The 13,238-nt window shown below is 68.8% G+C and carries 15 protein-coding genes; 10 read left to right on the top strand and 5 right to left on the bottom strand.

The window, feature by feature from the left end:
* The first annotated feature begins 2 nt into the window (after positions 1–2).
* The gene (locus tag CETAM_RS08355) at positions 3–1,166 is read left to right on the top strand and encodes a TIGR04053 family radical SAM/SPASM domain-containing protein (RefSeq protein ID WP_156228433.1); all 1,164 of its coding nucleotides are present in this window, start codon (positions 3–5) and stop codon (positions 1,164–1,166) included.
* Positions 1,167–1,305: 139 nt separating this feature from the next.
* Positions 1,306–1,839, top strand: coding sequence for a 30S ribosomal protein S16 (gene rpsP / locus CETAM_RS08350; RefSeq protein WP_156228432.1), 534 nt, complete (start codon positions 1,306–1,308; stop codon positions 1,837–1,839).
* 47 nt (positions 1,840–1,886) lie between these two features.
* Here rpsP and CETAM_RS08345 read toward each other — a convergent pair whose 3' ends face one another.
* Complete coding sequence (locus CETAM_RS08345; protein WP_156228431.1) at positions 1,887–2,252, bottom strand: cytidine deaminase; 366 nt, start codon at positions 2,250–2,252, stop codon at positions 1,887–1,889.
* Between the two features lie 23 nt (positions 2,253–2,275).
* Between CETAM_RS08345 and CETAM_RS08340 the strand changes: the two genes are divergently transcribed.
* Genes CETAM_RS08340 through CETAM_RS08330 form a run of 3 tightly spaced genes read left to right on the top strand, consistent with a single transcriptional unit; the run spans position 2,276 to position 5,711 of the window.
* Positions 2,276–3,553, top strand: a complete 1,278-nt coding sequence (locus CETAM_RS08340) for a thymidine phosphorylase (protein WP_156228430.1) — start codon at positions 2,276–2,278, stop codon at positions 3,551–3,553.
* A gap of 11 nt (positions 3,554–3,564) precedes the next feature.
* Positions 3,565–4,215 (top strand): deoxyribose-phosphate aldolase, encoded by a 651-nt coding sequence (gene deoC, locus CETAM_RS08335; RefSeq protein ID WP_156228429.1) that lies wholly within the window; start codon positions 3,565–3,567, stop codon positions 4,213–4,215.
* A 2-nt stretch (positions 4,216–4,217) separates the two neighbouring features.
* A complete protein-coding gene (locus CETAM_RS08330; protein ID WP_156228428.1) occupies positions 4,218–5,711 on the top strand; it encodes a phospho-sugar mutase in 1,494 nt (497 codons plus the stop codon).
* Here CETAM_RS08330 and deoD read toward each other — a convergent pair.
* Together deoD and CETAM_RS13935 are read right to left on the bottom strand one after the other, a co-directional pair.
* Complete coding sequence (gene deoD / locus CETAM_RS08325) at positions 5,668–6,378, bottom strand: purine-nucleoside phosphorylase (RefSeq protein ID WP_156228427.1); 711 nt, start codon at positions 6,376–6,378, stop codon at positions 5,668–5,670. The two genes, CETAM_RS08330 and deoD, sit on opposite strands and share 44 nt — an antisense overlap.
* A complete protein-coding gene (locus CETAM_RS13935; RefSeq protein WP_269076372.1) occupies positions 6,371–6,496 on the bottom strand; it encodes a hypothetical protein in 126 nt (41 codons plus the stop codon). Before CETAM_RS13935 ends, deoD begins: the two co-directional genes overlap by 8 nt.
* Before the next feature lie 31 nt (positions 6,497–6,527).
* Between CETAM_RS13935 and rimM the strand changes: the two genes are divergently transcribed.
* Genes rimM through CETAM_RS08300 form a run of 5 tightly spaced genes read left to right on the top strand, consistent with a single transcriptional unit; the run spans position 6,528 to position 11,288 of the window.
* The gene (rimM, locus tag CETAM_RS08320; RefSeq protein ID WP_156228426.1) at positions 6,528–7,088 is read left to right on the top strand and encodes a ribosome maturation factor RimM; all 561 of its coding nucleotides are present in this window, start codon (positions 6,528–6,530) and stop codon (positions 7,086–7,088) included.
* Positions 7,085–7,915, top strand: a complete 831-nt coding sequence (gene trmD, locus CETAM_RS08315; protein ID WP_156228425.1) for a tRNA (guanosine(37)-N1)-methyltransferase TrmD — start codon at positions 7,085–7,087, stop codon at positions 7,913–7,915. The genes rimM and trmD overlap by 4 nt, the downstream gene beginning before the upstream one ends.
* 9 nt (positions 7,916–7,924) lie before the next feature.
* On the top strand, positions 7,925–8,296 hold the full coding sequence (locus CETAM_RS08310; protein ID WP_156228424.1) for a hypothetical protein: 372 nt from the start codon (positions 7,925–7,927) through the stop codon (positions 8,294–8,296).
* Entirely contained in the window at positions 8,281–8,985 is a 705-nt protein-coding gene (locus CETAM_RS08305; RefSeq protein ID WP_156228423.1) for a DedA family protein, read from the top strand. The genes CETAM_RS08310 and CETAM_RS08305 overlap by 16 nt, the downstream gene beginning before the upstream one ends.
* A 32-nt stretch (positions 8,986–9,017) precedes the next feature.
* The gene (locus CETAM_RS08300; RefSeq protein WP_156228422.1) at positions 9,018–11,288 is read left to right on the top strand and encodes a Tex family protein; all 2,271 of its coding nucleotides are present in this window, start codon (positions 9,018–9,020) and stop codon (positions 11,286–11,288) included.
* A gap of 97 nt (positions 11,289–11,385) precedes the next feature.
* Here CETAM_RS08300 and CETAM_RS08295 read toward each other — a convergent pair whose 3' ends face one another.
* The gene (locus tag CETAM_RS08295; RefSeq protein WP_156228421.1) at positions 11,386–12,453 is read right to left on the bottom strand and encodes a ThiF family adenylyltransferase; all 1,068 of its coding nucleotides are present in this window, start codon (positions 12,451–12,453) and stop codon (positions 11,386–11,388) included.
* Positions 12,454–13,236, bottom strand: a complete 783-nt coding sequence (locus tag CETAM_RS08290; protein ID WP_156228420.1) for a thiazole synthase — start codon at positions 13,234–13,236, stop codon at positions 12,454–12,456.
* Between the last annotated feature and the right edge of the window lie 2 nt (positions 13,237–13,238).

The following is a 13,238-nucleotide window of genomic DNA, read 5'->3' as shown; positions in this document are numbered from 1 at the left end:
GCATGACTCGCAGCCCGGTGGTCCGACAGGTACGGCACGACCTCAACGTCAAACCCTTCATCGCCATCTGGGAAGTGACCCGGGCGTGCCAACTGGTCTGCCGGCACTGCCGGGCCGACGCACAGCATGAGCCCGCACCCGGCCAGTTGAGCACCCGGGAGGGTTTCGCCCTCCTGGATTCGCTGGCCACATACGGACACCCGCGCCCGCTGGTGGTGCTCACCGGCGGGGACCCCTTCGAACGCGGCGACCTCACGGAACTCACCCGCTACGGCACCGACCTCGGGCTCAACATCTCACTGTCTCCCTCGGTGACCCCGCGTCTGACGCGGGAGCGTCTGGTCGAGCTGCGGGCCGCAGGCGGTTCGGCGCTCTCGCTCTCGTTGGACGGCGCCGAAGCCGCCACCCACGACCACTTCCGGGGCTTCGCCGGGACCTTCGACCAGACGGTCGCGATGGCGGACGTGGTCACGGACGTGGGCTACCGGCTGCAGATCAACTCGACGCTGACGGCGGGCAACGTGCGCGAGGCCCCGGCGCTCCTGGCCCGCGTCATCGACATGGGCGCACGGCTGTGGAGCGTGTTCTTCCTCGTCCCCACCGGGCGCGGCACGGGTCTGGGTGCGTTGAGCGCCGATGAGCGCGAGGACGTCCTCCATTGGCTCCATGAGGTGTCCGACAGGGTGGCCATCAAGACCACCGAGGCGCCCCAGTACCGCCGCGTGGTGCTGCAGCGCGCGAAGGGGCCGGCCTATGAGGGCGGGGAACTGTATCGCCACCTCACCTCGGAAACCACCCGTCTCCTCGGGGAGCGTCCCGCTTCCCCACGTAAACCCCGTCCGCCGATGGCGGTCAACGCGGGCAGCGGTTTCGTGTTCATCGACCACCTGGGGGACGTCTACCCGAACGGATTTCTGCCGTTGCACTGCGGAAACGTCAAGGACTCGCCCCTGCCGGAGATCTACGCGGAATCCCCGGTGTTCAAGTCCCTGCGGGACCCGTCGACGTGGAAGGGGAAGTGCTCGGTCTGCGAGTTCGCCACCGTCTGCGGTGGTTCCCGGTCCACGGCGTACGCCGTCACGGGTGATCCGCTGTCTTCTGATCCGACCTGCTCCTACGTGCCGGAGGGATGGGGATTTCCGGAAAAGGCCGGGCAGCCCGTATAGTTTTACGCGTTCCTGCGTAGCACCGTCACCGACCATGGTCGGCCGGCAATGTCACACGCAGGTGAATCCCAAGGGTTGAACCGGTCCGTCGAATTCCAGACGGATGTCCGAACTGCCCAGTGACTCAAGAGGAGCCAACATGGCTGTCAAGATCAAGCTTCAGCGTCTCGGTAAGATCCGTACCCCGCACTACCGCGTCGTCATCGCCGATGCCCGCACCCGCCGCGACGGCAAGGTCATCGAGAACATCGGCACCTACGAGCCGAAGCAGGACCCGTCTATCATCAAGATCGACTCCGAGCGTGCGCAGTACTGGCTCAGCGTCGGTGCTCAGCCGACCGAGTCCGTCCTGGCACTGCTGAAGGTGACCGGCGACTGGCAGAAGTACAAGGGCATCGACGGTGCGGAGGGCACCCTGCGGGTGGCTGAAGAGAAGACCTCCAAGCTGGACCTGTTCAACCAGGCACTGTCCGAGGCCAACAACGGCCCGACCGTCGAGGCCATCTCGGAGAAGAAGCGCAAGGCCAAGGAAGCTGCCGAGGCCAAGGCTCAGGCTGAGAAGGAGGCCGCCGAGAAGGCTGCCGCCGAAGAGGCCGCCAAGGCCAAGGCTGCTGAGGAAGCTCCCGCTGAGGAGGCTTCCGAGGAAGCTGCCGCTGAGGAAGCTGCAGAGTAATTCACTCTCGCCATCAACCCCGCCTTCGGGCGGGGTTTTTGCCTTTCTCAGGCCGGTCCGCCGAATGCATGGGGGAGCAGATCGGTGAACTCCATCTCCATGGGGCCTTCGGGCCCGTCCACGATGACCCGCCGACAGCCGAACTCCGCGAGCACCTGCCGGCAGGCGCCGCACGGCCAGCACGGATCCGTGGAGCCGACCACCGCGATGGCGTCGATCGACCGGTGGCCTGCGGCGACCATGGTGGTCACGGCCACGCGCTCGGCGCAGATGGTCTCCCCGAAGGAGGCGTTCTCCACGTTGCAGCCGGTGAACACCTCGCCGGTGGGCGTGCTCAGGGCCGCCCCGACCTCGAAGCGGCTGTAGGGCGCGTAGGCGTGGGTGGCGGCGGTTCGGGCGGCGTCGAGAAGCATCGGGTCTCCTTAGGATGGGATCTATGACTTTAGACATGGTCGACATCATCCGCACCAAGCGTGACGGCGGCGAACTGGACGGCACCGCGATCGACTGGGCGCTGGACGCCTACACACGCGGACAGGTGGGTGAGGAGCAGATGGCCGCCCTGGCGATGGCGATCTTCCTGCGCGGGATGAATCGCCGGGAGATCGCGGACTGGACGGGTGCCATGATCCGTTCCGGGCGGACAATGGACTGGTCTGAACTGGGGAAACCAACGACGGACAAGCACTCCACCGGCGGGGTCGGCGACAAGATCACGCTGCCCCTGGGACCGCTGGTGGCGTCTTTCGGGGTGGCGGTACCGCAGCTCTCGGGGCGCGGGCTGGGGCACACGGGCGGGACGTTGGACAAACTCGAATCCATTCCGGGCTGGTATGCCGAGCTCAGCCCGGCCCGGATGCGGGAGATCCTGCGGGACACCGGCGCGGTGGTCGCGGCGGCGGGGGAGGACCTCGCGCCTGCGGACAGGAAGCTCTATGCGCTGCGTGACGTCACGGGCACGGTCGATTCGATCCCGCTGATCGCCAGCTCGATCATGAGCAAGAAGATCGCCGAGGGCACGCAGGCGCTGGTGCTGGACGTGAAGGTGGGCACCGGCGCGTTCATGACGGACCTTGACTCCGCACGGGAACTGGCCCGCACGATGGTGGACCTGGGGACAGACGCCGGAGTGCGCACCCGCGCGCTGCTGACGGACATGTCGACGCCGCTGGGGCGCACCATCGGCAACGCACTCGAGGTGAGGGAATCCGTGGAGGTGCTCGCCGGCGGCGGACCTGCGGACGTCATCGAGCTGACCTGCGTGCTGGCGCGGGAGATGCTGGCACTGGCCGGGATGCACGACGTGGATGTGGAGGAGGCCCTCGCCGACGGCCGAGCCATGGACACCTGGCGCGACATGATCCGTGCCCAGGACGGGGATCCTGATGCGCCGTTGCCCACCGCCGTGCACACGGAGGACGTCACCGCAGTCCGGGACGGCCACCTCAGGGGGCTCGACGCCCTGGCACTCGGCGTCGGCAGCTGGCGTCTGGGCGCGGGGCGGGCCAGGAAGGAGGACCCGGTGCAGGCTGCGGCGGGCGTCGAGATCCATGTCCTGCCCGGCGAACGCGTGGTGAGGGGGCAGAAACTGCTCACCCTCCACACCGACACCCCGGAGCGTTTCGGGCGGGCCCGCGCGGTAATCGAAACGGGTGTCACGATCGGCGACGAACCACCGGCGCCGCGCACCCTCATCCACGACCGGATCGGCTAGAACTGGAGGGTATGACCCTCACACGCGCCCACCTGGCGAAGTACATCGACCACACCCTGCTCAAGCCGGAGGCCACGCCCGCGGACGTGGCCGCGCTGATCGAGGAGGCCGCCGGGCTCGGGGTGTTCTCCGTGTGCGTGTCCCCGTCCCTGTTGCCCGTGTCGACCCCGGAGAGCGTGCGGACCGCGACGGTGTGCGGCTTCCCTTCCGGCGCCCACCACAGCCACATCAAGGCGGCCGAGGCCGCGCTGGCGGTGAGCACCGGGGCCGATGAGGTGGACATGGTGATCAACCTCGCCTTCGCCGTGGAGAACAACTTCGAGGCCGTGGAGTCCGACATCCGCGCGGTGCGCGACGCCATCCCGAACTCGCTGCTCAAAGTCATCCTGGAGACGGCGGTGCTCACCGACGAGCAGGTCACCCGGTGCTGCCTGGCGGCGGAGCGGGCGGGGGCGGACTTCGTCAAGACCTCCACCGGTTTCCACCCGGCCGGCGGCGCCACCGTGCACGCCGTCGGGCTCATGCACGCTGCGGTCGGGGGCCGCCTGGGCATCAAGGCCTCGGGCGGTATCCGCGACACCGCCACCGCACTCGCCATGATCGACGCCGGTGCGACCCGCCTGGGTTGTTCCTCTTCGGCGGCCGTGCTCGCGGGCCTGTAGACGTGGATCCGGTTTCCTGGGCGGCCCATGACCCCGACCCGGTGACCCGTGCTGAGGTGGAGGGACTCATCGCGTCACACTCCCCACTGCTGGCCGAACGCTTCGCCGGGCCGCTGACCTTCGGCACCGCGGGTCTGCGCGGACCGGTCGGGGGAGGGGAGTCGGCGATGAACATCGCCACTGTCACCCGTGCCACCGCCGGCCTGGCAGCCTGGTCGGGGCCCGGGAAACGCGTGGTCGTGGGCTGCGACGCCCGTCACCGTTCCGCGGATTTCCGGCGCGTGACCGCCGAGGTGCTCTCCGGAGCCGGTGTGGAGGTTCTCCTTCTTCCGGCCGGGCTGCCGACCCCGGTCACGGCCTTCGCCGTGAAGCACCTGGACGCGGACGCCGGCGTCATGATCACCGCCTCGCACAACCCGGCCCGGGACAACGGGTACAAGGTCTACGACCACACCGGCACACAGATCATCCCGCCCGTGGACGCCGAGATCGCCACCGCCATGGCCGCCGTGGGCTGGGCGGATGAGGTGCCGCGCTCCCGGGATCGCATCCAGGAGGTCGACGTGCTCGAGGAGTACCTCGCCCGGGCGGTGTCGCTTGTCGACGCCCCCGCGAGGCCACTGCACGTCGTCGTCACCGCCCTCCACGGAGTGGGCGGCGACGTCCTCCTCGAGGCCCTGCGACGGGCAGGTTTCGGGCGGGTCACCCCAGTGGCGGAGCAGCACAGCCCGGATCCGGACTTCCCCACCGTGAAGTTCCCCAACCCGGAGGAGCCCGGTGCGCTGGATCTGGCCTGTGCCACAGCCGACCGGGTGGGGGCGGACCTCATCCTGGCGCTGGATCCGGACGCCGACCGCTGCTCGGTGGCGATCCCGGAAGGGGATGGCTGGCGACAGCTCACGGGCGACGACGTCGGGGCGCTCCTGGGCTGGGACATCGCCTCGCGTGCCCGGGACGGCGTGCTCGCCTGCTCGATCGTCTCATCCCGGCTGCTGGGCAGGATCGCCGCCTATCATGGCCTGGGCTTTGAGACGACCCTGACCGGTTTCAAGTGGATCGCCCGGGTCCCGGGCCTGATCTACGGCTACGAGGAGGCCCTGGGTTACTGCACCGACCCGGAATTCGTGGGCGACAAGGACGGGATCACGGCATGTCTGCGGGTGGCGGAGCTCGCCTCCCGGGTGGACCTGGCGGAACTTCTCGGGCAGATAAGCGAACGTTTCGGCCACCACCTCACGGCGCAGGTGTCGCTGCGCATGGCGGACCCTGCGTCGGCGCTGGCGCAGCTGGACGGTTTCGATGAGCTCACGGGGACCCCGGGGCGCATCCGTTACACGGCTGAGGGTGACCGCATCATCGTGCGGCCCTCCGGCACCGAGCCGAAGCTCAAGTGCTACCTGGAGGCCATCGCCCCCACCCGTGCGGAGGCGGAGGCGAAGCTCAGACAGCTGCTCAGATACGTGCCAGGGGCAGAGCAAGCTCCATCATCCGGGTGAAGGACGTCTCACGTTCGGCGGCGGAGGTGGCCTGACCGGTGACGATGTTGTCGGAGACGGTGAAGACGCCGAGGGCGTCGACACCCGCGGCGGCAGCCACGGCGTAGAGGCCGGCGGACTCCATCTCCACGCCGAGCACCCCCATGCCCGCCCAGCGGGCGGCCGCGGTCTCATCGGCGTTGTAGAAGACATCCGAGGACAGGATGTTGCCCACGTGGACATCGACCTGCTGCGCGGCGGCCTCGTCGGTGATCGCCTTGAGCAGCTTCCACGAGGCGATCGGTGCGAAGGCGCCGGGCAGGTTGTACTGGGACAGGAAACGCGAGTCGGTGCACGCGCCCTGGGCGACGATGATCTCGTAGAGGTCCAGTTCCGGCTGCATCGCCCCGCAGGAGCCGACGCGGATGAGCTTCTCCGCGCCGAACACGTGGATCAGTTCGTGGGCGTACAACGAGATCGAGGGGATGCCCATGCCGGAACCCATGACAGAGACCTCGTGGCCCTGCCAGGTGCCGGTGAAGCCCAGCATGTTGCGCACCGCATTGAACTGGACGACGTCCTCCAGGTAGGTGTCCGCGATGAACTTGGCACGCAGCGGGTCGCCGGGCATGAGCACCGTCTTCGCGATGGGCGCGCCGGAGGGATTGATGTGCGGGGTATCAGGCATGTCGTTCTCCCGTCAGCATGGTCACGGGCAGAATGTCCCTGTCCGGGGCGACCGCAGGCCGCGGGCGGGAAGGATCGGGGGCGGCTTCGGGAAGCAACAGCACGGTCATGTTGGTCATGGCAAGAAGCGTAGCGATAAGCTCAGAAACCATGGAACTGATGATCGGCAGGGTGATCAAGTCGCACGGCATCCGCGGCGAAGTCGTCGTTGATGCGACCACCGACGAACCGGAACTGCGTTTCGCCGTCGGAGAGGTGCTCGACGGACGGCAGGGGAACAGGCGGAAGGAGCTGACGGTCGGCACCGTGAGGGGCCACCAGGGGCGCCTTCTGATCAAGTTCGAGGAGATCCCTGACCGCACGGCGGCGGACTCGCTGCGCGGGATGCGGTTCATGGCCGCCCCCCTCGAGTCCGATGACGAGGATGACGCCTTCTACGACCACGAGCTCATCGGCCTGCGGGTGCTCAACGTCGGCGCCGTCCCGGCGGAGGAGGCCAACGCCCGCGCCTACGAGGGCGCCCTACCGGAACCGGAGGACATCGGCGAGGTCACCTCGGTCATCCGCGGACCCGCTCACCGCCTCCTGGAGATCAGACTCGATGGCGGCCGCGAGGTCACCGTCCCCTTCGTCCACGCCATCGTGCCCATCGTCGACCTGGACAACGAGGCCATCGTGATCACCCCGCCGGAAGGGCTGCTGGACCTGTGAGACTCGACGTCGTCACCATCTTCCCCGAGTACCTCGAACCCCTGCGGCACGCGCTGCTGGGCAAGGCCATCGAGCAGGGGATCCTCACCGTCGGCGTCCACGACCTGCGCAACTGGGCCACGGACGTCCACAAGTCCGTCGACGACACCCCCTACGGCGGCGGTCCGGGCATGGTGATGAAGCCCGGGGTCTGGGGACCTGCGCTTGATGACGTCGCCGCCGGAACCGCCGCCGGCCGGGACCTGACCTCTTCGCTCCCGCACGTGGACAAGCCCCGCCACGACGAGCCGGCGGACATCGACAGGCAGGCCACCCGGGGCGGCGATGACGCCGACCTGCCCCTGCTCATCGTGCCCACCCCGGCGGGCCGACCCTTCACGCAGGCCGACGCGCAGGAATGGTCGGGGGAGGACCACATTGTCTTCGCCTGCGGGCGCTACGAGGGCATCGACCAGCGCGTGGTGGAGGACGCGGCCAACCGCTACCGGGTGCGTGAGGTCTCCATCGGTGACTACGTGCTCATCGGCGGCGAGGTCGCAGTGCTGGTGATCGCCGAGGCCATCGTGCGCCTGATCCCGGGCGTGCTGGGCAACCGCCGCAGCCATGAGGAGGACAGCTTCTCCGACGGGCTGCTCGAGGGGCCCTCGTACACCAAGCCGCGTCACTGGCGCGGGCTCGACGTTCCCGAGGTGCTGTTCTCCGGCAACCACGCCAAGGTCGACAGGTGGCGTCGCGATCAGGCGCTGCTGCGCACGCGGGCGGTACGGCCCGAACTGCTGGAGACGGTGGAACTCTCCGACGTCGACCGGAAGCTCCTGGAGGGGTAGCGTGGCGGCATGAAACGCTCCATCTCCACGGATCTGAATCTGCTGATCCGGCCCATCGACTGGGACCGGGTCGCCGCAGAGCTGCCCGCCGCCCTGACCGGGGTCGGCTACCAGGTTGACACCGTCCACGGTCAGATCGTTGACCTCACCTGCGAGCCCGACAACATGCTCGTCACCCAGTTCTCCCGGCAGGAGGGGCATCAACCCGTGGTGGAGGTGCTGCACAGGGTCGTCATCAACGGCCGCAGCGAGCTGGATCTGAGGGCGGCGACGCAGGCGGTCGTCGAGAAGCTCCCGGCGAACTCCTACTGGTACGGCACCAGCATGGAAGGCCCGACCGAGCCGGGAATCAGCGCATCGTGCGCGTGGCAGCACCCGTGACCCGGCCGGAGACCAGGAAGGAAGAACCGGAGCTGCCGAAGTTCCTCGCGGAACCGGACCGGACCGACAAGATCCTCTTCGTCGCGCTCCTCGCGATGGGCCTCTGGTCGCTGGTGCTCATTCCCCTGCGCGCCTGGCTCATGCTGCACCCCTTGGCCTATTCGCTGATGGTGGGCGGTTACACCAGCGCGGTCGTCTCCGGGGCGAATGCGTCCGTGGGGAACGGGCACTGGATCGTGTATCTGCTGTGTTCGGTGATCGGCGCGGTGAAGTTCATGCCCGTCTACTGGGCCATGGGCCGGAAGTGGGGCATGGAGTTCATCGACATGTCGCTGAAGTACATGCCCCGCGCACACCGGATATTCACGCGTTCGGTGGAATCGGAGTCACCGGGGATCCTCGGCTGGACACTGGCGCTCGTGCCGGCCGGATACCTGCCCGGGCCGGTGCCCAACACCGTGGTCAACGCGGTCGCCGGGCTGCTGAAGATCCGGTTCCTGGTGATGCTCGGGGTGAATGTCCTCAGCATTCTGGCGGTCAACGGTCTCATGATGTGGCTGGGCCACCAGTTCGGCGACGAGGTCCTCGGCGTGGTGGAAGTGGTCAACCGCTACATCCTGTGGATCACCCTCGGCCTCATCGCGTTGATGGTCTTCCGCGCCTGGCGGCAGAACCGGAAGAAGACGTAGTCCCTTCGGCGCCGGCGCGTAGACTGTTCGAAATGATCTCCACCACCATCGCCCGTGAACTCGGGGTGCGCGAAGACCAGGTCCGCACCGTCCTGGCCCTGCTCGCCGAGGGCAACACCGTCCCGTTCATCGCCCGCTACCGCAAGGAAGCCACCGGCGGACTCGACGACACCCAGCTGCGCACCATCGAGGAACGCGCCACCTACCTGCGCGAACTCGAGGAGCGCAAGGAGGCGGTGCTCGCCGCGATCGAGGAGCAGGGCAAGCTCACCGAGGACCTGCGCGCGCTCATCCTCGGCACGGAGACGAAGGCCCGCCTGGAGGATCTCTACCTCCCCTTCAAGAAGCGCCGCCGCACCAAGGCGGACATCGCCCGCGAGGCAGGTCTCGAACCGCTCACCGACGCGCTCATCGACGCCCCCGGCTCCGACCCCGCCACACTCGCCGCCGCCTACCTCACCGAGGGCTTCGAGGACGTGAAGAAGGCGCTCGAGGGGGCACGTGCGATCCTCATCGACCGCTTCGCCCTGGACGCCGACCTGGTCGGCCAGGTCCGCGAAAGGATGTACCGCACCGGCCGGATGACATCCGGCGTGATCGAGGGCAAGGAGCAGGAGGGGGCGAAGTTCAAGGACTACTTCTCCTTCTCCGAGCCCTTCACCAGGCTGCCCTCCCACCGCATCCTCGCCCTCCTGCGTGGCGAGTCCGAGGGCATCCTCCACCTCACCCTCGACCCCGGCGACGACACCATCTACGAAGGCATGATCGCCGACCGCTTCGACCTGGACACCGGCGCCTCCCGCTGGCTTGCCGACGCCGCCCGATTCGGGTGGCGCACCAAACTCGCCGTCTCCTCCGGCCTGGACGTGCGCATGCGCCTGAAGGAGACCGCCGAGGAGGGCGCGCTCGACGTCTTCGCCACCAACCTCCGGGACGTCCTGCTCGCCGCCCCCGCCGGCCAGCGCGCCACCCTGGGCCTGGACCCGGGCTTCCGCAACGGAGTGAAGTGCGCGCTCGTCGACCCCACCGGCAAGGTCCTCGCCACCACCATCGTCTACCCGCACCAGCCGCAGAACCGGTGGGAGCAGGCCCGCCAGGAACTCGCCGGGTTGTGTGCCACCCACGGGGTGGACCTGCTGGCGGTCGGCAACGGCACCGCCTCCCGGGAGACCGAGAAGCTCGCCGCCGAGATCGCCGACCTGATCGCTCAGGCCGGCGGGCCGCGCCCCACCCCGGTGGTGGTCTCCGAGTCCGGTGCCTCCGTCTACTCCGCCAGTGAGCTCGCCGCCGCCGAGTTCCCCGCCATGGACGTCTCCCTGCGTGGCGCGGTGTCCATCGCCCGACGTCTCCAGGATCCGCTGGCAGAGCTGGTGAAGATCGACCCCAGGGCCATCGGCGTCGGCCAGTACCAGCACGACGTCAACCAGACTGCCCTGGCCCGCACCCTGGACGGCGTCGTCGAATCCGCCGTCAACGCCGTGGGCGTGGACCTCAACACCGCCTCCGTCCCGTTGCTGGAGCGGGTCGCCGGGGTCACCGGCACCCTGGCGAAGAACATCGTCAACCACCGCGACGATCACGGCGCCTTCCCCAACCGCAGGGCGCTGCTCAAGGTGCCACGCCTGGGCCCCAAGGCCTACGAACAGTGCGCCGGCTTCCTGCGCGTGAGGGGCGGCACCGAAGCGCTCGACGCCTCCGCCGTGCACCCCGAGGCCTACCCGGTCGTCGCACGCATCGCGAAGGCCACCGGACTCGAGGTGTCCGAGTTGATCGGCAACACCCGGGTGCTCTCCGGCCTGCGCCCCGCCGACTTCGCCGACGACACCTTCGGCATCCCCACCGTCACCGACATCATCGCCGAACTGGACAAACCCGGCCGCGACCCCCGCCCGGAGTTCAGGACCGCCACCTTCAAGGAGGGCGTGGAGAAGATCTCCCACCTGAGGCCCGGCATGATCCTCGAGGGCACCGTCACCAACGTCGCCGCCTTCGGCGCATTCGTCGACGTCGGCGTGCATCAGGACGGTCTGGTCCATGTCTCCGCAATGAGCGAGAAGTTCGTCTCCGACCCGCGCGAGGTCGTCCGCTCCGGCGAAGTGGTCAAGGTGAAGGTCATGGAGGTCGACGTCGAACGCCAGCGCATCGGGCTGACGCTGCGCCTCAACGACGAGCCCGGGGCTCCCGCACCGAAGAAGCCGCAGCGCGGGGGCGGGCAACAGAAGACCCGTCAGCCGCGTCAGGAGCAACGCCCGGCGGGGGGTTCCATGGCCGACGCCCTCAAACGTGCCGGGATGGGCCGCTGACGGGAGTCGTCTAATCTGACGGCAGATCCGTTAAAAGCCCAGTTCGCACCGAAGAAGCCGGTCGTATTATGTAACAAGATACGACGGGTGGCGCAGGTCAGCGCAGGCCGTTGATGCCACCCGGCAGGTCGATGAACTCGTAGCCCAGGTCGGCGTACTTCCGGCAGAACTCGGCGCTGCGCACCCCGGAGGCACAGTGGACGATCACGCGCTCCGCGTCGCCCAGCGCCCGGGTGATGTTGCCTGGGCCGAAGATGTCCGAGAGGGGCAGACGCACGGGGTTGAGGTGTGCGAGGGAGTCGTTGAGCAGCTTCTCGTGGGGTTCGCGGATGTCCAGGAGGATGGCGCGGCCGTGGCGGACGTCGTCGAGAAGCGCCTGCGGGTCGGGACCCACGGCGCAGACAGCGTCGGCGTAGTCGGCTGACAGGGACGTGACCCGCGGGCGCTGCGGGTCGGCGACGACGGTGAAGCTCCTGGTCGTCGCCGTCAGTGCGTCGTAGCTGAGCATCCTGCCCGGCCGGGTGGGCAGACCGGCGAGGAACTTGATGGTCTCGGTGGCCATGAGGGCACCGATCGTCGCGGTGGTGGCGCCCAGGACGCCGGCGGTGGCGCAGTCCGGGATCGAGTCGCCCGTGGGCTGGACCGGGAAGAGGTCGCGCAGGCCCACGCCGTCGGCCCACAGGCAGACGTCGCCACGGAAACGCAGCACGGTACCCCAGACCAGCGGAGTGCCGGTGATCTCGGCGGCATCGGCCACGAGGTACTTGGTGGTGAAGGAATCCGAGCCGTCGAGGACGAGGTCAACGGAGCCGACCAGCGCCACCGCGTTCGCGACGGTCAGGCGCTCCCGCAGTGCGGTGACGGTGATGTCCGGCTGCAGCTCACGCAGGCGCTCCGCGGCGACCTCCACCTTGGGGCGGCCGACGTCGGAGGCACCGAAGAGGATCTGGCGGTGGATGTTGGTGATGTCGACGGTGTCGTCGTCGATGACGCTGATGTGGCCGACACCGGCGGAGGCCAGGGACTGCATCGCCGGGCACCCCAGGCCACCGGCACCGATGACCAGCACGTGGGCACCGTGCAGGCGTTCCTGTTGTTCCACGCCCCAACCGGGCAGGGCGAGCTGGCGGGCGGTGCGGCGGAGTTCGCGTTCCGGGAGGGCCATCTACAGCACCTGCTCCGACCAGGAGGCGAGCCCCTCGAAGGTGGAGGAGGCGACGGCGTGCTCCCGTTTGGGGATGCGCCCGGCGGAGCGGGCCAGGCGGCCGGCGTCGACGGCGTGACGCATGGCGGTGGCCATGGCCACCGGGTCCTGGCAGCGGTTGACGGCGGAGGCGAGCAGCACTCCGGAACAACCCAGCTCCATGGCCAGGGCTGCGTCGGAGGCGGTGCCCACGCCGGCGTCGAGAAGAACGGGCACGGTCGCGCGCGAGCAGATCAGCTCGATGTTGTGCGGGTTGAGGATGCCCAGCCCGGTGCCGATGGGCGAGCCCAGCGGCATGACGGCGGCGCACCCGACGTCCTCGAGGCGCTTGGCCACGACCGGGTCGTCGGAGGTGTAGGCCAGTACGACGAAGCCCTCGGCGACGAGCAGCTCGCAGGCGTCGATGAGCTCGACGACGTCGGGGAGCAGTGTGTGCTCGTCGGCGATGACCTCGACCTTCACCCAGTTGGTGCCCAGCGCCTCGCGCGCGAGCCGGGCGGTGAGGACGGCGTCCCGGGCGGTGCGGCAGCCGGCGGTGTTGGGCAGGGGCGCGATGTTCAGGCGCTGCAGCATGTCGAAGACGGACTCGCCGCCGTCAGCGCGGGCGGCATGACGGCGCATGGCGACGGTGGTCAGCTCGGTGCCCGAAGCCAGCAGCGACTCCTCCAGCATGGTCATCGAGGTGGCGCCGCCGGTACCCATGATGAGGTGGGAGTCGAAGGGGCGGTCGGCGATGGTGAGCATGT

The sequence above is a fragment of the Corynebacterium comes genome (genome assembly GCF_009734405.1).
Taxonomy (GTDB): Bacteria; Actinomycetota; Actinomycetes; order Mycobacteriales; family Mycobacteriaceae; genus Corynebacterium; species Corynebacterium comes.
The sequence above is the reverse complement of the archived record's forward strand: the minus strand, read 5'-3'. Positions and strand labels throughout refer to the sequence as shown.

What these genes read in the sequence shown, in the direction of transcription:
- CETAM_RS08310 (WP_156228424.1), top strand. Translation starts at nt 7,925, where the DNA reads ATGAAACGCTCCATCTCCACGGATCTGAATCTGCTGATCCGGCCCATC.
- CETAM_RS08295 (WP_156228421.1), bottom strand. Translation starts at nt 12,453, where the DNA reads ATGGCCCTCCCGGAACGCGAACTCCGCCGCACCGCCCGCCAGCTCGCC.
- CETAM_RS08355 (WP_156228433.1), top strand. Translation starts at nt 3, where the DNA reads ATGACTCGCAGCCCGGTGGTCCGACAGGTACGGCACGACCTCAACGTC.
- CETAM_RS08290 (WP_156228420.1), bottom strand. Translation starts at nt 13,236, where the DNA reads ATGCTCACCATCGCCGACCGCCCCTTCGACTCCCACCTCATCATGGGT.
- rpsP (WP_156228432.1), top strand. Translation starts at nt 1,306, where the DNA reads ATGGCTGTCAAGATCAAGCTTCAGCGTCTCGGTAAGATCCGTACCCCG.
- CETAM_RS08300 (WP_156228422.1), top strand. Translation starts at nt 9,018, where the DNA reads ATGATCTCCACCACCATCGCCCGTGAACTCGGGGTGCGCGAAGACCAG.
- CETAM_RS13935 (WP_269076372.1), bottom strand. Translation starts at nt 6,496, where the DNA reads ATGACCAACATGACCGTGCTGTTGCTTCCCGAAGCCGCCCCCGATCCT.
- CETAM_RS08340 (WP_156228430.1), top strand. Translation starts at nt 2,276, where the DNA reads ATGACTTTAGACATGGTCGACATCATCCGCACCAAGCGTGACGGCGGC.
- deoC (WP_156228429.1), top strand. Translation starts at nt 3,565, where the DNA reads ATGACCCTCACACGCGCCCACCTGGCGAAGTACATCGACCACACCCTG.
- rimM (WP_156228426.1), top strand. Translation starts at nt 6,528, where the DNA reads ATGGAACTGATGATCGGCAGGGTGATCAAGTCGCACGGCATCCGCGGC.
- CETAM_RS08345 (WP_156228431.1), bottom strand. Translation starts at nt 2,252, where the DNA reads ATGCTTCTCGACGCCGCCCGAACCGCCGCCACCCACGCCTACGCGCCC.
- deoD (WP_156228427.1), bottom strand. Translation starts at nt 6,378, where the DNA reads ATGCCTGATACCCCGCACATCAATCCCTCCGGCGCGCCCATCGCGAAG.